This is a genomic window from Streptomyces noursei (assembly GCF_001646665.1).
Taxonomy (GTDB): domain Bacteria; phylum Actinomycetota; class Actinomycetes; order Streptomycetales; family Streptomycetaceae; genus Streptomyces; species Streptomyces lavendulocolor.
In genome coordinates, this window is the sequence record NZ_LWBU01000011.1 from 186,556 (window position 1) to 208,369 (window position 21,814).

Annotated in this window: 22 protein-coding genes; 11 read left to right on the forward strand and 11 right to left on the reverse strand. The window is 75.3% G+C overall.

All coding sequences use genetic code 11. The features are described from left to right. The 5 genes from A4V12_RS38225 to A4V12_RS01640 form a co-directional block, all read left to right on the forward strand. A partial coding sequence (locus A4V12_RS38225) for a lipid II flippase MurJ (RefSeq protein WP_350497990.1) occupies positions 1 to 919 on the forward strand: 919 nt, incomplete at its 5' end. After that, complete coding sequence (locus A4V12_RS01625) at positions 916 to 1,644, forward strand: polysaccharide deacetylase family protein (protein ID WP_064067325.1); 729 nt, start codon at positions 916 to 918, stop codon at positions 1,642 to 1,644. The genes A4V12_RS38225 and A4V12_RS01625, both read left to right, overlap by 4 nt. Positions 1,645 to 1,649: 5 nt before the next feature. Further along, entirely contained in the window at positions 1,650 to 2,798 is a 1,149-nt protein-coding gene (locus A4V12_RS01630) for a glycosyltransferase (RefSeq protein ID WP_064067428.1), read from the forward strand. Beyond that, positions 2,795 to 3,454 carry a lipopolysaccharide biosynthesis protein gene (locus A4V12_RS01635; RefSeq protein WP_234372035.1) on the forward strand — a complete coding sequence of 220 codons (660 nt, stop codon included), beginning with the start codon at positions 2,795 to 2,797 and terminating at the stop codon, positions 3,452 to 3,454. Before A4V12_RS01630 ends, A4V12_RS01635 begins: the two co-directional genes overlap by 4 nt. Next, on the forward strand, positions 3,451 to 4,560 hold the full coding sequence (locus A4V12_RS01640; protein ID WP_064067326.1) for a GNAT family N-acetyltransferase: 1,110 nt from the start codon (positions 3,451 to 3,453) through the stop codon (positions 4,558 to 4,560). The genes A4V12_RS01635 and A4V12_RS01640 overlap by 4 nt, the downstream gene beginning before the upstream one ends. Here A4V12_RS01640 and A4V12_RS01645 read toward each other — a convergent pair. The 4 genes from A4V12_RS01645 to A4V12_RS01660 form a co-directional block, all read right to left on the reverse strand. Further along, a complete protein-coding gene (locus A4V12_RS01645; RefSeq protein WP_234372036.1) occupies positions 4,550 to 6,133 on the reverse strand; it encodes a glycoside hydrolase family 26 protein in 1,584 nt (527 codons plus the stop codon). The genes A4V12_RS01640 and A4V12_RS01645 overlap by 11 nt on opposite strands. Positions 6,134 to 6,339: 206 nt before the next feature. Next, a complete protein-coding gene (locus tag A4V12_RS01650) occupies positions 6,340 to 6,573 on the reverse strand; it encodes a chaplin (RefSeq protein ID WP_079136729.1) in 234 nt (77 codons plus the stop codon). 446 nt (positions 6,574 to 7,019) lie between these two features. Further along, positions 7,020 to 8,372 carry a cytochrome P450 gene (locus tag A4V12_RS01655; protein ID WP_064067328.1) on the reverse strand — a complete coding sequence of 451 codons (1,353 nt, stop codon included), beginning with the start codon at positions 8,370 to 8,372 and terminating at the stop codon, positions 7,020 to 7,022. Positions 8,373 to 8,469: 97 nt separating this feature from the next. Next, on the reverse strand, positions 8,470 to 8,850 hold the full coding sequence (locus tag A4V12_RS01660) for a DUF6479 family protein (RefSeq protein WP_079136730.1): 381 nt from the start codon (positions 8,848 to 8,850) through the stop codon (positions 8,470 to 8,472). A gap of 187 nt (positions 8,851 to 9,037) precedes the next feature. Here A4V12_RS01660 and A4V12_RS01665 point away from each other — a divergent pair, with 187 nt between their 5' ends. From A4V12_RS01665 to A4V12_RS01680, 4 genes are all read left to right on the forward strand, one after another. Next, positions 9,038 to 9,430 carry a rodlin gene (locus A4V12_RS01665; protein WP_064067329.1) on the forward strand — a complete coding sequence of 131 codons (393 nt, stop codon included), beginning with the start codon at positions 9,038 to 9,040 and terminating at the stop codon, positions 9,428 to 9,430. Positions 9,431 to 9,591: 161 nt separating this feature from the next. Next, the gene (locus tag A4V12_RS01670) at positions 9,592 to 9,984 is read left to right on the forward strand and encodes a rodlin (RefSeq protein ID WP_064067330.1); all 393 of its coding nucleotides are present in this window, start codon (positions 9,592 to 9,594) and stop codon (positions 9,982 to 9,984) included. A gap of 165 nt (positions 9,985 to 10,149) precedes the next feature. Beyond that, the gene (locus A4V12_RS01675) at positions 10,150 to 10,662 is read left to right on the forward strand and encodes a SigE family RNA polymerase sigma factor (protein ID WP_064067331.1); all 513 of its coding nucleotides are present in this window, start codon (positions 10,150 to 10,152) and stop codon (positions 10,660 to 10,662) included. 64 nt (positions 10,663 to 10,726) lie between these two features. Beyond that, the gene (locus A4V12_RS01680; protein ID WP_064067332.1) at positions 10,727 to 11,908 is read left to right on the forward strand and encodes a hypothetical protein; all 1,182 of its coding nucleotides are present in this window, start codon (positions 10,727 to 10,729) and stop codon (positions 11,906 to 11,908) included. A 91-nt stretch (positions 11,909 to 11,999) separates the two neighbouring features. Here the strand turns inward: A4V12_RS01680 and A4V12_RS01685 are convergent, their stop codons facing one another. Together A4V12_RS01685 and A4V12_RS39650 are read right to left on the reverse strand one after the other, a co-directional pair. After that, positions 12,000 to 13,694: a bifunctional 3'-5' exonuclease/DNA polymerase gene (locus A4V12_RS01685; protein ID WP_064067333.1), complete on the reverse strand. Its 1,695-nt coding sequence runs from the start codon at positions 13,692 to 13,694 to the stop codon at positions 12,000 to 12,002. Positions 13,695 to 13,740: 46 nt separating this feature from the next. Beyond that, positions 13,741 to 15,063 (reverse strand): LuxR C-terminal-related transcriptional regulator, encoded by a 1,323-nt coding sequence (locus A4V12_RS39650; RefSeq protein WP_107415288.1) that lies wholly within the window; start codon positions 15,061 to 15,063, stop codon positions 13,741 to 13,743. 140 nt (positions 15,064 to 15,203) lie between these two features. On the opposite strand from A4V12_RS39650, the gene A4V12_RS01695 reads away from it, so the two are divergent. Next, positions 15,204 to 16,121, forward strand: coding sequence for an NADP-dependent oxidoreductase (locus A4V12_RS01695; RefSeq protein ID WP_064067334.1), 918 nt, complete (start codon positions 15,204 to 15,206; stop codon positions 16,119 to 16,121). 92 nt (positions 16,122 to 16,213) lie between these two features. Here the strand turns inward: A4V12_RS01695 and A4V12_RS01700 are convergent, their stop codons facing one another. Both A4V12_RS01700 and A4V12_RS01705 read right to left on the reverse strand, forming a co-directional pair. Next, entirely contained in the window at positions 16,214 to 18,301 is a 2,088-nt protein-coding gene (locus tag A4V12_RS01700) for an ABC transporter permease (protein WP_064067335.1), read from the reverse strand. Then, entirely contained in the window at positions 18,295 to 19,053 is a 759-nt protein-coding gene (locus A4V12_RS01705) for an ABC transporter ATP-binding protein (RefSeq protein ID WP_064067336.1), read from the reverse strand. Before A4V12_RS01705 ends, A4V12_RS01700 begins: the two co-directional genes overlap by 7 nt. 138 nt (positions 19,054 to 19,191) lie before the next feature. On the opposite strand from A4V12_RS01705, the gene A4V12_RS01710 reads away from it, so the two are divergent. Then, entirely contained in the window at positions 19,192 to 20,352 is a 1,161-nt protein-coding gene (locus tag A4V12_RS01710; protein WP_064067337.1) for a DUF2786 domain-containing protein, read from the forward strand. A 384-nt stretch (positions 20,353 to 20,736) separates the two neighbouring features. Here A4V12_RS01710 and A4V12_RS37325 read toward each other — a convergent pair whose 3' ends face one another. The 3 genes from A4V12_RS37325 to rpmB all read right to left on the reverse strand — a co-directional run bounded on the left by A4V12_RS37325 (position 20,737) and on the right by rpmB (position 21,807). Continuing rightward, positions 20,737 to 21,204 carry a hypothetical protein gene (locus tag A4V12_RS37325; protein ID WP_064067338.1) on the reverse strand — a complete coding sequence of 156 codons (468 nt, stop codon included), beginning with the start codon at positions 21,202 to 21,204 and terminating at the stop codon, positions 20,737 to 20,739. Positions 21,205 to 21,265: 61 nt separating this feature from the next. Continuing rightward, the gene (gene rpsN / locus A4V12_RS01720; protein ID WP_064067339.1) at positions 21,266 to 21,571 is read right to left on the reverse strand and encodes a 30S ribosomal protein S14; all 306 of its coding nucleotides are present in this window, start codon (positions 21,569 to 21,571) and stop codon (positions 21,266 to 21,268) included. Then, the gene (rpmB, locus tag A4V12_RS01725) at positions 21,571 to 21,807 is read right to left on the reverse strand and encodes a 50S ribosomal protein L28 (protein ID WP_064067340.1); all 237 of its coding nucleotides are present in this window, start codon (positions 21,805 to 21,807) and stop codon (positions 21,571 to 21,573) included. Before rpmB ends, rpsN begins: the two co-directional genes overlap by 1 nt. Positions 21,808 to 21,814 lie beyond the last annotated feature (7 nt).

The window sequence follows — 21,814 nt, forward strand, 5'->3', positions numbered from 1 at the left end:
CGCCCCGCCCGCCCCTCCTGGAGCCCTCGCCCCGCCCGCCCCGACGTCCGCCGGGGTACGGCCGGTGCTCGCCGCGCTCGCGCCGGTGATCGTGTTCGCGGTGAGCCGCCAGTCGCAGGTCCTGGTCGAGCGGTTCCTCGCCGCGCCGCTGCCCGCCGGGGCCATCTCGCACCTCAACTACGCGCAGAAGGTCGCCCAACTGCCGATGGTGCTCTCCCTGATGCTCTGCACCGTCAGCTTCCCCGTCGTCGCCCGGGCCCTCGCGGCCGGTGACACCGGCACCGCCCGCCGGCGCGCCGAACGCGACCTGCTCCTCGCCGGGGTGATCGTCCTCGTCGGCGCCGCCACCGTGGTGGCGGCCGCGCCGCAGATCGTCGGGCTCCTCTTCCAGCGCGGCGCGTTCGACGGCGCCGACACCGCCGCCACGGCGGGCGTCATGCGGGTGTACGCCCTCGGGCTCCTCGGCCAGACGCTCGTCGGCGCCCTCGTACGCTGCTACTTCTCCGCCTCCCGGCCCCTGTGGTACCCGGCCGCCGCCATGCTCGGCGGCATCGCCCTGACCGCCGCCGCCGGCTCGGCGTTCGCCGGGCCGTGGGGCGCCCGCGGGATCGCCGCCGCCAACGCGCTCGGCATCACCCTCACGGCGGCCCTGCTCCTGCTCGGCCTGCGCCACCAGAGCGTCCCGCTCGACGCCCGGCGCCTCGCCGGCGGACTGGCCCGGCTCACCGCCGCCGCGGCCGTCGCCACCGCCGCCGGACAGTGGTGCGCGGCGGGCCCGCCGCCGCTCGCCGTGCCGCTCGCGTTCGCCGCCGTCACCACCGTGTTCACCGCCACCGCCTGCGCCCTGCGCGCCCCGGTGGTCCCCTCCCTCGTCCGCTCCGCCCATCCGTTCCGTCGGCTCGCGAAGGCCCGCTCATGAACCAGCCGCGCATCCCCCTGTGGGTGGCGATGTACCACTCGATCGACGACACCACGGACGACGACCCGTACCACGTGACCGTCTCCCCGTCCCGCCTCGACAAGCAGCTGCGCTGGCTGCGCGACCACGGGCTGCGGGGCGTCGGCCTGCGCCAGCTGCTGCTGTACGCGGCCCGCCACGGCGACACCCGCGGACTCGTCGGCCTCACCTTCGACGACGGCTACGCCGACTTCCTCGACAACGCCGTCCCCGTCCTGCGCCGCCACGAGTGCACGGCCACCGTCTTCGTCCTCCCGGGCCGGCTCGGCGGCGAGAACGCCTGGGACGCCCTCGGCCCGCGCAAGGCGCTGCTCACCGAGGACGGCGTGCGCCGCTGCGCCGCCGCCGGCATGGAGGTCGCCTCCCACGGACTGCTGCACGTCTCCCTCACCGGCGCGCCCGAGCACGTGCTGCACGAGGAGACGGCCGCGAGCCGCCGGCTGCTCCGTACGATCACGGGCACCGCGCCCGACGGCTTCTGCTACCCGTACGGGCACGTCGACGAGCGAGCCGTGCGCGCCGTGCGCGAGGCGGGCTACGCGTACGCCGCCGCCATCGACCCCGGCCCGGCCGGCGGCATGTTCGCCCTGCCGCGGGTGCACATCGGGGAACGGGACACCGCCTGGCGACTGCACGCCAAACGCCGGCTGCACGGCGTGCGGCGCGCCCCGGTGCCGGTGTCATGAGCGGCCTGAAGGTCCTGCACGTCATCACCGGCCTCGGCATCGGCGGCGCCGAACAGCAACTGCGGCTGCTGCTACCGCACATGGACCGCGTCCGCAGCAGCGTCGTCACCCTCACCAACCCCGGCCCCGTGGCCGGCGCCCTGCGCGCCGACGGGGTGCCCGTGGCCCACCTGGGCATGCGCGGCAACCGCGACCTGTCGGCCCTGCCGCGCCTCACCCGCCTCATCCGGCGGGGCGCCTTCGACGTCGTCCACACCCACCTGTACCGGGCCTGCCTCTACGGGCGCGTCGCCGCCCGGCTGGCGGGCGTGCGGACGGTCGTCGCCACCGAGCACTCGCTGGGCGCCGCGCAGATCGAGGGACGGCCCCTGAGCGCCGGGGCGCGCGCCCTGTACCTGGCCGGCGAGCGGCTCGGCACCACGACGGTCGCCGTCTCCGACACGGTGGCGCGGCGCCTGGTCGCATGGGGCGTGAGCCCCTCCCGTGTCCGGGTGGTGCCCAACGGCGTCGACGTGCCGCGCTTCGCGTTCGACCCGGACGCGCGCCGGGCGGCACGCCGGCGGCTCGGGCTGGCGCCCGACGCGTACGTCGTCGGCGGCGTGGGGCGGCTCGCGCCCGGCAAACGGTTCGGCACGCTGATCCGGGCGGTCGCCGCCCTCCCCCGGGAGCCCCGGCTGCTGCTGGTCGGCGAGGGCGAGCAGCGGGAGCGGCTGGAGCGGACCGCCCGGGAGTGCGGGGCGGCGGACCGGGTGGTGTGGGCGGGCGCGGTCGACCGCGAACTGCCGGAACTGCTGTCCGCCATGGACGTGTTCGTGTCGACGTCCGCCGACGAGGCGTTCGGCCTCGCGATCGTCGAGGCGCTGGCCGCCGGGCTCCCCGTGCGGTACGTGGCCTGTCCGGCGCTCGACGACCTGCCGCCCGGGGAAGTGCCCGGGGCGCGCCGGATCGGCGGGTCGGTGCCCGAGGTGACGGCCGCGCTGGAGTCGGTCCCGCGCGAGCGGTTCGCCGTCCCCGCCGCCGTACGCCGCTACGACATCGCGCACAGCGCCCGCCGGCTGATGTCGCTCTACGACCGGCTCCACCACACCGCCCCGCACCCCACCCCTCACGACGAACTTCACGACGACCTTTACGACGGAGCGAGTTGTCGATGACCACGACCCAGTCCCTTGCCGTACGCCGTGCGATCGGCTGGCTCACCCGCCTCAAACGCACCCGGCGCCGCTGGCTCGTCCCGGCCGCCGCCCTGCTGGGCGTCCTCGTCGGCGGGGGCTACGGGCTGCTGAAGGCGCCCGAGTACGCCGCGACCAGTTACGTCATCGTCGTCCCCACCGCGAAGTCCGACCCGGCCGGGGCGATGGGCCTGGCGCAGGCGTACGGGCGGGTCGCCACCGACATCGCGGTCGTCGGCGACGCCCAGGTCGCCGCCGGGGTGCCGGCCGAGACCCTGCGGGCCGGCGTCCAGGCCGTGACCTCGCCGGACGCCCCGATGATCGCCGTCACGGCGCGCTCCTCGCGGGCCGCCACCGCCGCGGACATGGCCGACAGCGTGGCGCGGGCCCTCGTGCAGAAGGGCGCCCACACGGAGGCCGGCACCGGGGTGAAGGTGCTCCAGTTCACCCGGGCCGCCACGCCCACGGACCCCGTCTCGCCCTCGGCCCCGCTCGCCGGGCTCGTGGGCGGCTGCGCGGGCGGTCTGCTCGGCGGCCTCGCCCTGCTGGTGCGCCCGCCCCGGTACGGCCGGCGCGACGGACGGGCCCGGTTCGGGTCCGTACCGGGCCCGGTGGCACAGCCGGAGGCGCTGGTATGACGCGGGACGGGAACTGGGAGGTCACCGTCTGCCGGGACGGCGGCGCGTTCGGCCGGCTCGGGCCGGAGTGGGCCGCCCTGTACCGGCGGTGCGCCACGGCCACCCCCTTCCAGTCGCACTCCTGGCTGCACTCCTGGTGGGTGTCGTACGGCACGCCCGGCGCCCTGCGGGTGGTCCTGGTGCGCCGGGACGGCGCCCTCGTCGCGGCGGCCCCCCTGCGGCTGGCGCGCGGTCCGCTGCCGGTGCTGACCCACCTGGGCGGGGCGATCACCGACTTCTCCGACGTGCTCGTCGACGACGCGTGCGCCGACGACGCGGTACCCGTGCTCACCGGGGCGCTCGGCCGGCTGGCCCGTACCGCCGTGATCGACCTCCGCGAGGTACGGGCGGAGGCCGCCGCCCAGCGGGTGTACGCGTGCTGGCGCGGACCGCGCCGGCGCCTGCCCGACTCCGTGTGCATGGAGCTGCCCGCCGCGTCCATCGACGAACTGGTCGCCCGCCTGCCGTCGTCCCGGGCCCAGCGGGCCCGCTCCAAGCTGCGCCGGCTCGACAAGCTGGGCATCGAGGAGCGCGTCGTCCCGCCGGCCGATGTGCCGCACGCGCTGCGGCGCCTGCTCGACCTGCACCAGCGCCAGTGGGCCGACCGCGGGGTGACGCCCGAGCACCTCAGGCCCCGGTTCGCGGAGCACCTCCAGCGGGCGGTGCGGTCGATGGTCGAGTCGGGGGACGCGATGGTGACGGAGTTCCGCATGGCCGGCGACCTGGTCGCCGCCGACCTCACCCTGATGTCGCCGCTCCTGTCCGGCGGCTACCTGTACGGGGCGGACCCGGTGCTGCGTGCCAGCAAGGTGGACGTGGCGACCCTGCTGCTGCGCAACGGCGCCCGGGAGAGCAGCACCAGCGGCCGCGCCACGCTGAGCCTGCTGCGCGGCCGGGAGCCGTACAAGAGCCACTGGCGCCCCGAACCGGTCGTCAACCAGCGCCTGCTGCTGGCCCGCCGGCGCACGGCCGCGCCCCTGCTGCTCCTGGCCGGGTACGCGGCCGGCCGCCGGCGGGCGGCGGACCGGCTGCGTGACCGGGCCTGGGCGCGGAGGCTCACGACGTGAGCCGGCGCTGCCATTCGAGCCGTACGCACAGCTTGCGTCCGAGCCACTTCTCGACCCACTCGCCGAGGTCCAGCGGCGTGCAGGCGGGCTCTTCGGGCTGAGGCTCCGGCTCGGGTTCCGGCTCCGGGCGGGGCTCCGGCTCGGGCTCCGGGGCCGGCTCCACCGGGCCGCCCTTGCCGGACAGCTTCGTGCGGAACACCTCGGACGACCGCGGGTTCTCCTCGCACTGCCACACGCCGTGTGGGCAGTAGTCGGTGATGGTGTGGTAGAGCGGCTTGCTCCGTTCGATCCAGTCCAGCATGCGCCGCATGTACTCCGGGTTGTCCCCGTTGCGGAACAGGCCCCACTCCGGGTACGAGACGGGCTTGCCGTGCGCGGCGGCGAACTCCACGTGGTGCCGCAGACCGTAGGGCTCGGTGATCTGCTCGTCGAAGGACTGGCCCGTCGGCTGGTCGTAGGAGTCCATCCCGATGATGTCCACCACGTCGTCACCGGGGTAGCACTCGGTCCACGGGACGGCGTCCCGGCCGCGGTTGGGCGCGAAGTCGAACCGGAAGCGCTGCCCCGGTACGTCGCGCATGGTGGTGACGATGCGCTTCCAGTACGCCTTCCACGCCTCCGGGTCCGGGCCGCAGCGGTGCGAGTAGGTGGTGCCGTTCATCTCCCAGCCGAGCACGAGCACGGTGTCGGGGACGTCGAGCCGTACGAGGCGTTCGGCCAGCGCCCGGAAGTGCCGGTCGAACCGCCCGTCCGCGCCGAGCCGCAGCAACTGGCGGACGACGGGGTCGGGGAGGTGGCTCTCGTTGCGCTCCAGCATGGGCACGTTGAGGACGAACAGCCGGTCCTTCCGCGCCTGCCGCCACTGGGCCCAGTGCTCCAGGAACCCGGGCCGGCCCTCGATGTTGGTCCACACGTCGCCGGGCAGGTAGGTGTGCCCCACGCGCAGGTCGGCACCGCCGAGCCACTTGCTCAGCCCCGCCATGCGGTGGATGCCGCGCGGCCCGTAGTCGAGGTAGGCGCCCATGGCCGTGGCCGCCGCCCCGGCGCCGTCGCCGGTCCCGCCCTCCGGAGTGGGGACGGCGCCGGGCTCCCGGACGCGCTCGGCCCCCGACCCCGGCCCCGGGCCGCCGCCGGTGTCGGTCTCCGCGACCGCCCCGGCGCCGCTCCCGGCGCCCGTTCCCGTCCCGGCACCCGTTCCGCTCCCGGTACCCGTCCCGCTACCGGCACCCGTCCCGTCCGCGGCTCCGTCCGTGTCTCCCGTGGTGCCGTCCGGGGCGCCCGCGCCGAGCGCCGTCCCGGCACCGGCACCGGCGCCCGAGCCGGGGGCCCCGGCTCCAGGGCCCGCCACGGCACCCGCCTCCCGGTCGCCGTCCGGGCCCGGCCCGGTCCCGGTGTGCGCCCCCATGACCGGCCCCCGGGCCGCCCCGGTGACCGGCACCGCGGCCGAGGCGTGGCCGGCCGGGGCCGACACGACCGAGCCGGCCATCAGCAGGCCCAGCAGCCCGGCGGTCAGGGCTCCCGGCCGCGCGCCCCCCGGCCGCGCGCCGTCGGTCCTCTTTCTCCGGTGACCCATGTCCGCTCCTTCGCCAGGCGCCAGGATTTCGCCAGCCACTCGGAGCAAAAGTATTCTTAATGAGCCGACCGGGAACGCGGTCCCTTCCCTCAGTAGGCCGTTGGGGAATTTCATCCCCCGCTTGGGTCATCAGGACGGCGAAAAGCCGGTCCCGGAGCGCTCCGGGACCGGCTCTGGCGCGACCTGGAATCAGGCCTGATGCTGCGTCACTTGTTGATGCAGACGTTCCCGAAGGCCGGGTTCAGCAGCGCGATGATGTTGATGGTGTTGCCGCACACGTTGACCGGCACGTGCACCGGGACCTGGACGACGTTGCCGGACAGGACGCCCGGGGAGCCGACAGCGGCACCCTCGGCGTCGGCGTCGGCGACAGCAGGCGCGGCCGCACCCAGCGCCATGACGATACCGGCGACGGCTACCGCAGCCTTCTTGCACTTCATAGGTTCGGGTCCTTTCCACAGGAGGAAGTCGAGCCACGGATTTCGTGACGAACGGGCCTCGATGAGGTCCGGCTTCCACTGCGAAAATCACAACGAATGCGAAAGCGGAAAGACACCACTGAGGCTGCTTTCCGCACCGATTCACCCGAACCGCCGAGCATCGACCGGCGGCAGATGGCTCAATGGCTGGGCCACACGGGGCGCGTCACCAGAACGTCCCATTCATGGTCCGGCACTCCGGGTACCGACCGGCCCAGCGCTTTCCATTCGCGCATCAACGACGAATAGACGGGGACCGGATCGGTCTCCGCCGCTTGCCTGCTCTGTGGGATGAGGGGCACACGCTGCCATTTACCGGCGCGAGGAGCCATGCCGAACCTTTCCGTTCACAGCAGCCTTGGCGAGGCCCTCGCATCATGTCACAGGCGGTGTGCGCGCCGTCACTGTCACGGGTGGTGCGGCAGGGCCGCGAAGCGCAGCCCGAAGTGGTCCAGGGTGCGCGGCAGGGGCCGGTCGGGGCGCAGCCGCCCGGGCCGTTCCGGGAGGTAGGTGTGCCGTTCGAGCAGGGCCGCCAGCATGGTCGAGGTGACGAGCAGGACCAGGTCCTCGCCCGGGCACCGGCCGGGGCCCGCGCTGAACGGCACCAGCGCCTCGGTGTCCTGGGCGGTGCCGTCCAGCCAGATCTCCGGTGTGAAGCGGTCGGAGTACGGCAGCGACTCGTCGCGGTGGAACAGCGGCGCGTAGAGGAGGAACTCGGTCCCGGCGGGCAGCACGTCCCCGCCCCACTCGGTCTCGCGCACCGACTCGCGCAGCAGGAACGGCGTGGTGGGCCACAGCCGCACCGACTCCAGGAGGCAGGCGCGGGTGTACGGCAGGAGGTGCGGCTCGGTGAGGTCGGTGACGGCCAGCTCGTTGCGTATCTGCTCCTCCTGCGCGGAGTGCGTGGACAACAGGGCCAGGGTCCGGAAGGCCGCGATGCCGGCCGCGTCGAAGGCGAACAGCCAGTGCGGCACCTGGCCGGCCGGGTCCGTGCCGGGTACGGCGGGCGTGGCGGCGAGGGCGGCGGCGAGGCTGCCGGGTTCGGCGCGGGCGAGGTGGGCGCGCAGCCGGCGCTCGAAGCGGTCGCGCAGGGCGGTGCGGCGCGGTGCGGCGCCCGACCAGTTGGCGGCCGAGCGCAGCCTGCCGAGCATCGCGGTCAGGCCGGTGTCGTCACGGCCGTGGTCGCCGAGCACGAGCCGGCGCGCGGTGCGGTCCCAGGCGGTGCTGAAGGCCTGCCAGTCGATCTCGCCGTCACCGGCGGTGGTGGCGCCCAGCAGCTTGCCGGCCTCCTCGCGCACGGTCCGCACCATCCGCGGGGCCAGGCTGTGCATCTGGTGGCCGTACTCCAGGACGGCCTCGTTGAACGCGCGCCGGGGGTCGCGTTCCGTGCCGCGCGAGATCAGCACCCCGTGCGGCTGGAACTGCTCCAGCGCGGCGCGCTTCTCGCGGGTGGAGGGCGAGTACGGGTCCGGCGTGCCGCCCAGGATCCGCGCGGCGTCACCGGCGCTGAGGACGACGGCGAAGTGACGTCCGGCCACGTCGAGCCGCAGCGGTCCGGGGCCGTGGGCGCCACGCAGCTCGGTGAGCAGTGCGGTGGCGCGCCGGTCGACGGCGAACCGCTCGGCGAGGGCCATCCCGGAGCGGCGGCGGACGATGACGCCGGCCGCGAGCGTCGGAGCGACGACCTGCGCGACCAGCCGTGCCGTGTCGCGCGGGGAGATCCGGACGGGGGTGTGCGTGGCCGTGTCCGTACTGGTCATGGCCCCCGGGTGCCCAGCCGCCCCGGACGCGAAACGGCGTGCCGGGGCGGTCCGCGGGCCGGTCGGGGCCCGGTCGGGCGGCTGCTGCGCGGGCCGGTCAGCCGCCCGTGGTGGGACCGCCGCTGCCGAAGCCGCCGCTGGGCGCGCCGCCCCACTTGTGGTCCTTCTCGCTGCGCGGCGAGGCGTCCGGGTCGGTGTTCTGGTGCCTCAGCTCGTACGGCATCACCCGGTCCTCGCGCTCGTCCAGCTCGGCGGGCCGGCGGTGTCCCTCGGCCTCACCGGGCAGACCGGAGTTCGCCGGCCGGTGCGGCTGCTCGTCGGGCGTGGGGGGTGCGGGCTCCCGGTTCCGGACGCGCCGCCCCAGCATGAAGGCACCGATCAGGAAGCCGACGAGGAGGATGCCCGCCACCAGAGGACCAATACCGACGACATGGTCCTTAGCGGCGAATTCCATGGCGAACGTCACGAGAGAGTCCATATGGGGCGTGTACCCCGGTCGCCGCCCGATCAGACATACCCGGGCCGGACGAACGCATCATCATGCAAGCGTTTCATCCTTCTTTAGGTGATTGATCTCTTCGGGTGACCTGGCGCAACTTAAACGGTGGCCTGCTGTTGATCAGGGCGACCCCGAGCACCGGGTCTCTCGACGAGAAGGATGGACCATGATCAAGAAGGTTCTGGCCACCGCCGGCGTCGCCGCCGCCGTCCTTGGCGCGTCCGCGCCGATGGCCTCGGCCGTGGGCGACCGCGGTATCGACACGCAGAACGGCAACTTCGCCACCCAGTCGTACGGCAACACCACGACCGGTGGCTACATGAGCCCGCAGATCGGTCTGATCCAGGGTTCGCTCAACAAGCCCTGCATCGGCCTGCCGGTCCAGGCGGACGTCCAGAACATCGTGGCCCTGGTCAACGTCGGTGTGCAGGACATCCTCAACGACACGCAGAACCAGCAGTGCGCCGAGAACTCCACGGCGGTCAAGGGCGACAGCGCCCTGTCGCACCTGCTGGAGGACGTCCTCTCCGAGAACGTCTCGGCCGCCGTCCAGGACTGACGCACCAGGCAGCCGTCCCGCACGGTCGACACGGCCGTGCGGGCCGGCTCCGCGTGGCGTCCGCGCCACGCACGACGGGCTGACGCCCACGCTCCCCACGCGCCCGACGCCGGGCGCTGGCACGACCCGAGCACCGGGTCTCTCGACGAATGGGATGAACCATGATCAAGAAGGTTCTGGCTACCGCCGGCGTCGCTGCGGCCGTGCTCGGCGCGTCCGCGCCGATGGCCTCGGCCGTGGGCGACCGCGGTATCGACACGCAGAACGGCAACTTCTCCCGCCAGATCTACGGCAACACCGTGACGGGCGGCCACCAGAGCCCCCAGGTCGGCCTCGTCCAGGGCACGCTGAACAAGCCCTGTGTCGGTCTGCCGGTCCAGGCGGACGTCCAGAACATCGTGGCCCTGGTCAACGTCGGTGTGCAGGACATCCTCAACGACACCCAGGACCAGCAGTGCGTGGAGAACTCCACGGCGGTCAAGGGTGACAGCGCGCTGTCGCACATCCTGGAGGACGTCATCTCCGAGAACGCGTCCGTCGCGGTCCAGGACTGACGCACTTAACAGGCGTGACCACCGCCTGGGCGGGCCCCGCATCCGGTTCCACGGACGCGGGGCCCGCCCTTGTGCGTGCACGGGAGGAAAGCCGTGTGAAACATTTGCCGCCGGCTGCCGCGTCAATGGGGTGAAGGACGACGGCAGCGGGGTGAAGGGGAGGGCATGAGAAGGTCCCGAGCGGACGAGTTCATGGAGTTCGCGGCGGGCCGCACAGGGCATCTCTTCCGCTCCGCCTGCCTGTTGACCAGCGGCGACACCCACCTCGCCGAGGACCTGGTGCAGGAGACGCTGGGACGGATGTACGCGTCGTGGGGCCGGATGGCACGGATCGACAGCCCCGCGGCGTACGCCCAGACCGTCCTCGTACGCACCTACCTCACCCAGCGGCGGCGGCGCTCCTCGGGGGAGCGGCCGCTGGCCGAACTGCCCGAGTCCACCGCCGGGCGCGGCGACGACCCCGCCCTGCGGGTGGCGCTGCTCGACGCGCTGGCACGGCTGGCGCCGAAGGACCGGGCCGTGGTGGTGCTGCGGTACTGGGAGGACCGCAGCGTGGAGGAGACCGCCGCCGCCATGAACGTCAGCGCCGCCGCCGTCCGCACCCGCTCCACCCGGGCGCTCGCCCGGCTGCGCGAGCAACTGGGCGGCAGCATGGCGGAACTGTCCGCCGCCGTCTGACCGGGGCCGCACGTCCCCGCCCCCCTCTTCACGTCCCGCCCAGATCAGGAGCTGGTGGTTTCGCATGCCTTTTGAAGACGAGCTCGGGAAGGCGCTCCACAACGCCGGTGGCGCCTTCAGCACCGGTCAGCGTGCCCTGGTGGAGGGCGGTCTGGCGCGAGGGCGCAAGAAGCTGGCCCGCCGCCGTGTGGCCATGGTGGCGGGCAGCGCGCTCACCGTGGCCGTGGTGGCCACCGGCGGGCTCTACGCGGTGCGGACGCCCGAGAAGGACGGGACGGAACGGGCGGCGCAGGTGGCGACGACCGATGCGTACCGGCACTTCGAGGTCACCGCCGAGGAGATGGAGAACATCCTCGAGAACGGCATGGGCCGGGCCGGAATCGCCATCGTGAAGCCCCGGACCGAGGGCAGGGGCAGCACCGAGCCCGCACGCGCCGGAACCGCCTCCCTCACCTTCGGCGACGGCTGGGGCGAGGCGACCGTCGACCTGTCGGTCCGCCGGGTCGACCCGGCGGACCCCGCGCTGAAGAAGCTGATCACCTGCCCGCCCAAGAAGGGCTCGCCCTTCGAGGAGTGCACCAACCAGCCGGGCGACCGGGCCGTGAAGGGGTACACCGAGGCGGGCAAGGCGGGCGGCGTCAAGAAGTGGGCGCTCACCATGGTCTCCCCGAACGGTTACCTCATCGAACTCGCCACCCAGAACGTGCAGGTGTCCGGTGACGTGTCGCCCAAGGGCCGCAACCCTCGCATGAACCCGGGCAAGCTGCGGCACCTCGCCATGTTCGTCGACGCGTCCTTCACCCCTGAGGGCGAGCCGAACACCTTCGGCACGGTGGAGCCGGGAGCCGCGGCCGAACCGGGCGACATCCTCCCCATCCTGAAGTCCCTGCTGCCCAAGCGCCTGAAGGTGTACTCCGAGGGCGGCACCGGGGCGGGCGGTCATGTGGTGGTGGCCGACGGGCAGGGCAACGAGACCTACATCGAGGCGGGACGGAACCTCGAGGACATCGCCTGGACCGAGACCCTGCCGGACAGGACCAAGGTCGCCACCCGGCGGCTGACCGCCCAGGAACCGGGCGTCGTCAGATGGCGGGTCGACATGCTCAGGGTCAACGGCCTGCAGATGCTGGTCTCCGCCTACAACGCCCCGTCGCCCAAGTCGGCGAAGCGGGGCGCCGAGCCCCTGATCACCATGGAGGAGCTGAAGGCCATCGCCCTCAGCCGGACCTGGCTCGTGGCCCGCTAGAGAGCGGTACGCACGGGACCGGCGTCCGTCCCGCGCCTGTCGGGAGGGCGGGGCCGATACGGTGCGGACAGGCCCGGCCCGTACGGGCCCGTCACTTCGCGTCGGAGTAGCGCTCCACCGTCGCCGTCGTGAACGGGAACCGCACCGGAGTGTCGCCGAACGCGATCCGGCCGGCCGTGTCACCGGCCGCGCGGATCGCCTCGGCGACCGCCGGGGCCTCGGCGGCCGGGCAGTGCACGATCACCTCGTCGTGCTGGAAGAAGACCAGCTCCGCCCGCATCCCCGCCAGCGCCTGCCGCAGCGCGGCCAGCATCAGCAACGCCCAGTCAGCCGCGCTGCCCTGCACGACGAAGTTCCGGGTGAAGCGGCCCCGCGCGCGGGCGTTCACCGACGCGTACCCCGGGGTGAACTCGCCGTCCGTGAGCGGCTCCTCCGCCCCCTCCTGGGGGATGCCCGCCTCGTCCGCCTCCGCCGCGCCCGCCGCGCGCGGACTGGTGCGGCCCAGCCAGGTGCGCACCAGCCGGCCCTCCTCACCCGCCTTCGCCGCGTCGTCCACGTACGCCACCGCCCGCGGGAACCGGCGGCGCAGGGCCGCCAGGTTCTTCAGGCCGTCCCCGCTGGTCTGCCCGTAGATCGCGCCCAGCAGCGCCAGCTTCGCGTGGTCCCGGTCGCCGGAGAACGCCCGGTCCGACAGGCGCGTGTACAGGTCGTCCGGGTGGCCCGCGACCTCCATCAGCCCCGGGTCGCGCGAGATGGCCGCCAGCACCCGCGGCTCCATCTGGTCCGCGTCGGCCACGACGAGCCGCCAGCCGTCGTCCGCGACGACCGCCTGCCGTATGACCTTCGGGATCTGCAGCGCGCCACCGCCGTTGGTCGTCCAGCGGCCGCTGACCGTGCCGCCCGGGAGGTACTCCGGCCGGAAGCGCCCGTCCCGCACCCAGTCCTGGAGCCATCCCCACCCGTGCGCCGTCCAGATCCGGTACAGCTTCTTGTACGCGATGAGGGGCTCGACCGCCGGATGGTCGATCTTCTCCAGCTCCCAGCGGCGCGTCGACCGCACCCGGATCCCCGCCCGGGCGAACGCCTTCACCACGTCGGCCGGCAGGTCGGGACGGACCCGGCGCCCGAACGCCGCCGACACCTCGTCCGCCAGCTCCGCCAGCCGGCGCGGCTCACCACCGCCCGCGTACCGCTCGCCCAGCAGCTCGTGCAGCACCGCCCGGTGGACGTCCGCCCGCCACGGCAGACCCGCCCGGTGCATCTCGGCGGCCACCAGCATCCCGGCCGACTCGGCGGCGGTCAGCAGCCGCATCCGCCCCGGGTGCTCGGCGGCCGCGTGTCTTCGCTGCTGGTCCGCGTACACCTCCAGAAGGGCCTCGAACGGCAGGTCCAGCGTGGGCCGCGGATCGAACAGGGACGACTGGGCGTGCGCCCCCGGCTCGGCCGCCCTGAGCGGCGGGTCGGGCGGGACGGGCCGGTCCCGCAGCCGCGCCCAGGCCGCCGCGGCCGAACGGGGCTCGCCCAGCCGCCCCTCGTGCCCCAGCAGCAACTGCTCGGCGTCCTCGATGTCGTAGCACCGCTCGACCCGGACGCCCGCCGCGAGGAGCCGCGGGTAGACCGCGCCGGTGGACCGCCACACCCACCGGCCGACGTCCGGCCGCGAGCGGACCGCCTCGACCACGTCGGGCGCGGTCAGCACCGGACCGGCGGGCAGGCCGTCCTCACCGAGGGGGACGAGCCGTGCGCCACCGCCCCCGGTGTCGTCCACCGCCCAGCGTTCGCTCACGCATGCGAGTCTGGCACCCGGCACTGACAATCGGCGGGACCCGCGGTCACGCGGCGGCGTGGAAGAGGGCGGCCGCCTCGCCGCGCGAGCCGACGCCCAGCTTGGTCAGGATGTTCGCCACGTGGAACTTCACCGTCGACTCGCTGATGTGCAGCTCCTGCGCGATCACCCGGTTGCGGTGCCCCAGCGCCAGGTGGGTGAGCACCTCCAGCTCGCGCCCGCCCAGCGCCGTCAGCGGGTGCGGGGCCGGGTCCTGGGACACGCGCAGCGGGACCGACGCCGTGACGGTGGTCCCCCAGCCGGGCACGGCGTCCACGTCGAGCCGGCCGTCGAGGACGTCGAGCCGCTCGGCCACCCGGCCGGGGCCGAGCGCGCAGTGCGACAGGGTGCCCGGCCCGTCGTCCCGCACGATCGCGCGCAGGGTGTCCTCGGTGACCTGCCAGCCGACGTGGACGCGGGTCACCGCCTCCTGCTCCAGCACCTTCATCAGGACGGCCCGGACCACCGCGCGGGCGGTGTGCGCCACGTCGGCGGCGAGCGGTTTGGTGGAGCCGGGCGCGCCCAGCTCCAGGCGGACCGGGCCGTAGCGGACGAGGGGGCGCAGCGACTCGGCGAGCCGGTCGAACGCCTGGTCGGCGGGCTCCTCCGCGATCTCCTGGTCCCGCTCGGCCTGCGCCCGCAGCTCCACCAGCGCGGACACGGCCAGGTCGGTCGCGGTGGCGCGGGCGGCGGCGTCGTCCAGGTGCCGGCCGCGCAGCACGCCCAGCAGCCCCGTGAGCGTCGCCGCGTGCGCCTCGCCCAGCTCGGCGATGACCCTGGCGCGGGTGCCGGCGGCGGTGCGGGACCGGGCCAGCGCGCCCGGCACGGCCTCCGCGGCCAGCCGCTCGAAGTGGCTGGTGACCAGGTCCCACAGGGCCTGTACGAAAGCGAGGACCTGGCTATCGAGCGGGTCGCCCCCGGTGCGGAACAGCACGAGCACCGCGCCCCGGGGCGTCGCGTCGCTGCGGACGGCGAGCACGGGGTGCGCGGTGCCCGCCACCGTCAGGGTGCCCTGCCAGGGGCGGCCGGGCACGCCCGAGGCGAGGAGCGGGGCCATCTCGGCGGTGCCCAGCCGGGCGGTGACGGCCTCGTCCCCGTACGACTTGAACGGTGAGTGGGCGCAGTGCGTGGACAGTTCGGCCGCGGCGACGTGCGGGACCGTCCCGGACAGCACGGCCGAAAGGCGGGGCAGGACCTGGCCCAGCGGCCGGCTGATCACGTCGTGGGCGGCGGTCAGTGCGGGCACCGCGCCGGGGCCGAGGCCCAGGCCGGGTCCCGGGCCGCCGTTGTCCGTGCCGAGGCCGGTGCCGGTCGGGGCGATCACATCCATGCGCCTCAGCCTAGCCACGACGGGCACCGGTGCCGCTCTCCTTTCGGACAGGTCCAACCGTCCTTTGGACCGGCCGTGTTGACGGGTGCTCCGGTGGAGGGTTGAGCCCGTCAACCGGAATCCACGAGGGGGAGCACGACATGAAGGCCATTTCCTACGAGCGGTTCGGCGGCCCCGAGGTCCTGGCGCTCGGCGAGACCGCCACGCCGGAGCCCGGCCCGGGCGAGGTGCGGGTGAAGGTGGTGGCGGCGGGGGTCAACCCGCTCGACCACAAGCGCCGCGAGGGGTGGGTGGAGCAGTTCTACCCGACGACGTTCCCGGCCGTACCCGGTCTGGAGTTCGCCGGCGTCGTGGACGCCCTCGGGGAGGGTGCGACCGGCTTCGCCGTGGGCGACGAGGTGTTCGGGTGGACGCGGACCGGCGCGTACGCCGAGTACGCGATAGCCGGCGACATCGTCCACAAGCCGGCCGGGCTCTCCTTCGAGGAGGCGGCCGCCCTGCCCGTGGCGGGGGAGACCGCCCAGCGGGTGCTGGACCTGCTGGAGGTGCGCGGCGGCGAGACCCTGCTCCTGCACGGCGCGGCCGGCGTGGTCGGCCAGGTCGCCGTACAGCTCGCCGTGGCGCTCGGCGTCACGCTCGTCGGCACGGCCTCCCCGGCCAACCACGACTTCCTGCGGGAGCTGGGGGCCGTCCCCGTGGCGTACGGGGACGGGCTCGGCGACCGCGTCCGTGCGGTGGCCCCGGGCGGGAACGTCGACGCGGTCTTCGACGCCGCCGGGCACGACACGCTGCCCGTCTCGATCGAGCTGCGCGGCGGTACGACGGACCGGATCGTCACCATCGCGGCCACGGACGCCGACGCGTACGGCGTCCCCTTCTCCGGGGGCGGCACCCCGCCGGAGGCCGTCCGCGCGGGACTCGCCGAGCAGGGCCGTCTCGCCGCCGCGGGCCGGCTGCGGGTGCGGATCGCCGAGACGTTCGCCCTGGCCGACGCGGCGAAGGCGCAGGAGCTGAGCCAGGCCGGCCACGCGCGCGGCAAGCTGGTCGTCCGCCCCTGAACCGGGTGCCGGGCCGCTGGTCCCGGGCCGTCCGCGCGCACCCCCGCACGGCCGGCGGGGCGGCCCGGCACGGCCCCGGACCGGGGTGGCGGTCACCGGCTCGCGCGGGCTGCGGCCACGACCGACGACACCACCGCCACCAGGGCGCAGCCGGCCAGGGCGGCCCCCATGGGCGCCCACGGCACCGCGAGCACCACCGGGGCCGAGAGGGCGGCGAGACCGGCGCAGAGCCCGGCCAGGCCGACCGCCGCCACCGCGGCGCCCAGGACCGCGCCGATCCCGACGGCGAACAGCGCCTCGCCCGCGACGACCGCCAGCACCCGGGGGCGCGTCGCCCCGGCCAGCCGCAGCGCGCGCAGCTCCCCGCCCCGTACGGACGTGGCCATCACCAGCGTGTTGGCCAGGGATATCGCGGTGTAGAGGAGGGCGATGCCGAGCACCACGACGAAGCCGAGCCGGGTCTGCGGCGAGGTGCGCGGCGCGGCCCACGCGTCGACGGGGGTGACCGTGGAGCCGGCCGCGCGCAGCACGGCCGGGTCCGTGCCGGGCGGCAGCCGGACGTCGACACGGTCGACCGCCGCCGCGCGGGCGTTGGCGGCCGTGACGTACGGGCCGTTGCCGCCCGTCCCGGTCGCGAGCACCGCGGCGACGCGCAGCGACGCGGGCCGGCCGTCGCCCAGCCGGACGTCGAGCCGGTCGCCGACCCTCCGCTCCCCGGACTCGCTGTGCGCGATCTCCTCGTCGATGACGATCGAGCCGTCGTCCAGGTCGCCGAGGTCGCCCGCCACGACGGGCAGGCGGGCCAGTTCGGCGAAGGCGGCCGGGTCGGTGACCGCCCGGGCCTCGTACCGGACGACGGCCGTCGCGCCGTCGCGGACGAAGACGCCGGTCGACGCGCTGGGGGAGACCGTGGCGCCCGGGACCCGCACCGGCCGGAGGTCCCCGCCCGTCACGATGTGGCTCGCCGCCGTGTGGCGCCGCGCCTCGGCGGCCTCTGCGGCGGCCACCGTCCCGGCCGTGCCGAGCAACGACCCGGCCAGCGCGACGGTGACCAGGACAGGCGCGGCGACGGCGGAGGTCCGGCGCAGGGCGGCCGCCGCGTTCTGCCGTACGAGCATGCCCGTGACGCCCGGCAGGGGCAGCGCCCGCGCCACCGGGCGGACCAGCAGCGGGGTGAGCAGGGCCGTGCCCGTGACGAGCAGCATGGGCCGGGTCGTGTACGTCTTGCGCTTCAGCAGGTCCGAGGGGTCGGTGAGCAGCATCCAGCCGAGCAGGGCGAGACCCGTCAGCAGCAGGGCCGCGCCCATCACCCGGCGGCCCGGGGGCAGGACGCCGCTGTCGACGTCGGCCTCCCGCAGCGCCTCGACCGGGCCGGTGCGCCCCGCCCGGCGGGCCGCCGCCCAGGCGCCGGTGAGGGCGACGGCCAGGCCCGTCCAGAAGGCGGCGTGGAACGGCCAGCCGGTGTCCCGGACGGTGAACCACTCCGGTGCGACGCCCTCCTCGACCAGGACCCGGGCCAGCTCCGGCGCGCCCCACGCCCCGAGCGCGCACCCCGTGCCCGAGGCGACGGCCCCCATGACGGCCGCCTCGGCGAGCAGCGCCCGCCGCACCTGGCCCGGGGTCGCGCCGGCCGTGCGCAGCAGCCCGAACTCGCGCCGCCGCAGCGCCACCGCGAAGGCGAACGTCGACGCGACGACGAACACCGAGACGAAGGCGGTCACCCCGCCGGCCGTGCCCAGCAGGGCGTTCACGGTGACCAGGGCCTCCGCGTCCCGCTCCGGCCCCGGGTCCGCCTGCCGCCGCTCGTCGCCGGTGAGGACCCGGCCGCGGTCGCCGACGACCCGGCGTACGGCGTCGGGAGCCGCGTCCACGCCCACCGCGTCCGTGCCGCCGTCGGTGGCCACCGGGCCGAGGGCCCGCAGGTCGGCGAGGAGCCGTGTGTCCACAGGGTGTGGATGGAACAGTTCGTGCGTCACGCGCCCGACGGTCACCGTGTCCGTGCCGATCACCACCACCGGCGAGGCGGCGAACCGCTCCGGCGCCCGCTCCGGCGCGTCGGTCGTCGAGGCGAGGCCGAGGCCCATGGTCGTGAGCAGCCCCACGCCGATCGCCAGCGCGACGAAGCTCCCGGCGAAGGAGGCCCAGCGGTCGCGCAGCCCCAGGAGGGCGAGACTCAGCACGCGGCACGCTCCGGGGACGCGGACGCGGGCGTGGACGTGGACGCGGACCCGGCCATCCGGTGGGCGACCGCCTCGGCGGTGGGCGCCGTCAGCTCCCCGCCCACCCGGCCGTCCGCCAGGAACACCACCCGGTCCGCTCGGGAGGCGGCCACCGGGGCGTGGGTGACCATGATGACCGTCATGCCGTCCCGGTCCACCGTCTCCCGCAGCAGCCGCAGCACTTCACGGCCCGCCCCGGAGTCCAGCGCCCCGGTCGGCTCGTCGGCGAAGAGCACGGCGGGCCGGGTGATCAGCGCCCGTGCCAGCGCCACCCGCTGCTGCTGTCCGCCGGACAGCTCGCCCGGCCGGTGCCCCGCGCGGTCGGCGAGCCCCACGCGCGCGAGGGCCGCCCGCACCTCGGCCCGCGAGGGTCTCCGCCCGGCCAGCCGCAGTGGCAGGGCGACGTTCTGGGCGGCGGTCAGCGACGGCAGCAGGTTGAACGCCTGGAACACGAACCCGATGCGGTCCCGCCGCAGCAGCGTCAGCCGCCGCTCGCTCAGCCCGCCGAGGTCGACGCCGGCCACCTCGACCCGGCCGCCCGTCGGCCGGTCGAGCCCGGCCGCACAGTGCAGGAGGGTCGACTTCCCGGACCCGGACGGGCCCATCACGGCGGTGAAGGAGCCGGTGCGGAAGTCGAGGTCGACCCCGTCGAGCGCGGTGACGTCCCGGTGGCGGCGGCGAAGCGCGGTGAGCCGTACGGCGGTTGTGGTCATGGCTCCAGACAACCGTCCGCGCCGCCCGCGATCACGACCACTGGCAGGTGTCTTCGTGGTGGGGCAGGCCCTACCCCCCTGCGACCATGGAGGACGAGGACGCCGGGGCCGGCGTGCGGCAACGAGGAGGCGGGGAGCATGTCAGCGGGGCAATCGGAGGCGGGCGCCGTGGAGCGGGCGTTCGCGGCGGCGCTGTACGCCGAGGACGACGCCGCCCTCGACACTGGCGCCTCCCTGCTGGCCGCCGAACCCGCCGCCGACGCGGAACTGGCGCGCCGGGGCGAGGAGTTCGTGCGCCGGGCGTGGCAGCGCGGCTGGCAGCCGGCCGACGTCGTCCGGCTGGTCCGCCGCGACCTGGACGACCACCACGTGCGGCTGGTCGCGGCGCTGATCGTGGCCGAGGTCCGTGCGTACGAGCGGCTGCCGGCGCGGTGGGCCGCCCAGGTCGCGGAGCTGGACGGCACCGGCTGGCGCGCGGACCGGTTCTCGTACGCCACGGCCGTGCTGGAGCTGTACCGGCTGCTCGCCCGCCTCCCGGCGATCGAGCCGGTGGGCCCCGTGCCGGGCGCCTCGCCGCTGCACACTCCGCCGGTGCACGGCGAGCCGCGCATGCTGGGCCGGATCCGCGCGCTGCTGGCCAAGGCGGAGGCGACCGGGTATCCCGAGGAGGCCGAGGCGCTCACCGCGAAGGCGCAGGAGCTGATGGCGCGGTACAGCCTGGACGAGGCCGCCCTGGCGTCCCGTACGCACAGCCCGGAGGAGCCGGGCGCGCTGCGGATCGGCGTCGACGCGCCGTACGAGACGGCCAAGGCGATCCTGCTGGACGCGGTGGCGTCGGCGAACCGCTGCCGGGCGGTGTGGAACGAGGCGTTCGGCTTCTCGACGGTCGTCGGCTTCGAGCCGGACCTGGAGGTCGTCGAGCTGCTGTACACCTCGCTGCTGGTGCAGGGCACGGGCGCGATGACCCGGGCGGAGGCGGAGCAGCGGAAGGGCGGACGCAGGCGTACGAAGACGTTCCGCCAGTCGTTCCTGCTGGCGTACGCCCACCGGCTCGGCGACCGGCTCGCGTCCACCTCCGAGCGGGTCACCGCCGAGGAGCCGTCGCTGCTGCCGGTCCTGGCGGCCCGGGACGTGGCGGTGACGGCCCGGGCCGACCGGATGTTCCCCGAGACGACCACGACCCGGGTGCGCGGCGCCACCGACGAGGCGGGCTGGCACCACGGCACGGCGGCCGCCGACCGGGCGCGCACGGACCACGGCCGTGGACACGACCGGGGCCGCGGCACCCTGCCCCGCTGACAGCCCCCGCCCGGCCGGCTCCCGACCTTGGCGGGCGACCGGCACCCCGACGGCTCCAGTGGCCGGTGGCCCGCGCCGGGTGGCGGGTGTCAGGGCGGCTTCCCACGCCTGTGGCCGGGCGGCCCCCGGTGGCGCGGCGGCTCCCGTGGCCGGTGGCCGCGCCTTGGCGGCTCGGGCTCCCGTGGCCGGTGGCGGGTGCCCGGGCGGCCGGCTGCTGCCAAGGACGGCCGACAAACCGCCGCCCTGGAGGCGGCCGTGGCTCCCCGACGCCGGTGGTCGGCGCCCCGGCGCCGGTGGTTGCCGACGACGGCGGCCCGGTAAGGGGCGTCCCGCCCGTGCCCGTACGACCCGCCCCGGCGGGGAGGTGGTCGCCCCGCCGGGGGCCTAGGAGGCGGTCGCTTTGGTGAGCGTGTCCTTCGTGCCGTCGGCCCAGGTGACGACCAGCTTGCCCCGCTCGGTGCTCGCCGTGCCCTCGGTGCGGGCGGTGTAGCCGTCGTCGCAGGTCAGGGTGAGGGCCACGGGGGCCGTGCCGCGCGCGGTGCCCTGGCAGACGTGTGCCTCGGCGAGCACCAGGGCGTGGCCCTTCTTGACGGTGACGCTGACCGGCTTGCCGCCGGTGAGGCCCACCCAGGACCCGTCCGCCGGACCGGCGGCGGCCGGCGGGGCGGACGCGTACGGGGACGAGGACGGGGAGGGCGGCGCGGCCGGTGTCGCCGCCGGGGACGGCGTGGCGCCGCCGGCCGGCCGCGGGGCGGCGCCGCCGGGGCCGCCGCCGCAGCCGGCCAGCGCGAGCAGGACGGCGGCACCCGCCGCCGCGACGACCCCGGTTCGTACGAGCCTGTGCGCGTCCACGCCACGTCTCCCCAACGTCGGTGCCGGAAACGCGCGACAAGCTACCAGCCGGTAGGCCCGGCTACCAGGACGACTTGGTGACGCCCGGCAGGAACCCGGCGTGCGCCTGTTGCCGCAGGTTGACGCGGGAGAGCCCGAACCTGCGCAGGTGGCCGCGCGGCCGGCCGTCCACGCTGTCGCGGTTGCGCACCCGGGTGGGGCTGGCGTCCCGCGGCTGCCGGCTCAACTCGGCCCGCGCGGCGAGCCGTTCGGCCTCCGGGGTGCCGGGCCGCCGGATGATCTCCTTCAGCTCGGCGCGGCGGGCCGCGTACCGCTCGACGACCCGCTTGCGCCGCTCGTTGCGGGCGATCTTGCTCTTCTTGGCCATCAGACCTTCCCCCCGCGGGCGCGGATCCGGGCCACCGCGGCCTCGATCCCCAGGGTGTCGACGGTCTTGACGCCCCTGGCGGACAGGGTGAGCCGGACGTACCGGCCCTCGCTCGGCAGCCAGTAGCGCTTGCGCTGGATGTTGGGGTCGAAGCGCCGGGACGTGCGCCGGTGCGAGTGCGAGACGCGGTTGCCGAAACCGGGGCGGGCGCCGGTCAGCTGGCAGTGGGCGGACAAGGGTGAC

Excerpts from the sequence above, each read along its gene's own strand:
- A4V12_RS01625 (WP_064067325.1), top strand. The coding sequence starts at position 916 with ATGAACCAGCCGCGCATCCCCCTGTGGGTGGCGATGTACCACTCGATC.
- rpsN (WP_064067339.1), bottom strand. The coding sequence starts at position 21,571 with ATGGCCAAGAAGAGCAAGATCGCCCGCAACGAGCGGCGCAAGCGGGTC.
- A4V12_RS01650 (WP_079136729.1), bottom strand. The coding sequence starts at position 6,573 with ATGAAGTGCAAGAAGGCTGCGGTAGCCGTCGCCGGTATCGTCATGGCG.
- A4V12_RS01680 (WP_064067332.1), top strand. The coding sequence starts at position 10,727 with ATGCCTTTTGAAGACGAGCTCGGGAAGGCGCTCCACAACGCCGGTGGC.
- A4V12_RS39650 (WP_107415288.1), bottom strand. The coding sequence starts at position 15,063 with ATGGATGTGATCGCCCCGACCGGCACCGGCCTCGGCACGGACAACGGC.
- A4V12_RS01675 (WP_064067331.1), top strand. The coding sequence starts at position 10,150 with ATGAGAAGGTCCCGAGCGGACGAGTTCATGGAGTTCGCGGCGGGCCGC.
- A4V12_RS01670 (WP_064067330.1), top strand. The coding sequence starts at position 9,592 with ATGATCAAGAAGGTTCTGGCTACCGCCGGCGTCGCTGCGGCCGTGCTC.
- A4V12_RS01705 (WP_064067336.1), bottom strand. The coding sequence starts at position 19,053 with ATGACCACAACCGCCGTACGGCTCACCGCGCTTCGCCGCCGCCACCGG.
- A4V12_RS01645 (WP_234372036.1), bottom strand. The coding sequence starts at position 6,133 with ATGGGTCACCGGAGAAAGAGGACCGACGGCGCGCGGCCGGGGGGCGCG.
- A4V12_RS01655 (WP_064067328.1), bottom strand. The coding sequence starts at position 8,372 with ATGACCAGTACGGACACGGCCACGCACACCCCCGTCCGGATCTCCCCG.
- A4V12_RS01710 (WP_064067337.1), top strand. The coding sequence starts at position 19,192 with ATGTCAGCGGGGCAATCGGAGGCGGGCGCCGTGGAGCGGGCGTTCGCG.
- A4V12_RS01660 (WP_079136730.1), bottom strand. The coding sequence starts at position 8,850 with ATGGACTCTCTCGTGACGTTCGCCATGGAATTCGCCGCTAAGGACCAT.
- A4V12_RS01665 (WP_064067329.1), top strand. The coding sequence starts at position 9,038 with ATGATCAAGAAGGTTCTGGCCACCGCCGGCGTCGCCGCCGCCGTCCTT.
- A4V12_RS01635 (WP_234372035.1), top strand. The coding sequence starts at position 2,795 with ATGACCACGACCCAGTCCCTTGCCGTACGCCGTGCGATCGGCTGGCTC.
- A4V12_RS01640 (WP_064067326.1), top strand. The coding sequence starts at position 3,451 with ATGACGCGGGACGGGAACTGGGAGGTCACCGTCTGCCGGGACGGCGGC.
- A4V12_RS01695 (WP_064067334.1), top strand. The coding sequence starts at position 15,204 with ATGAAGGCCATTTCCTACGAGCGGTTCGGCGGCCCCGAGGTCCTGGCG.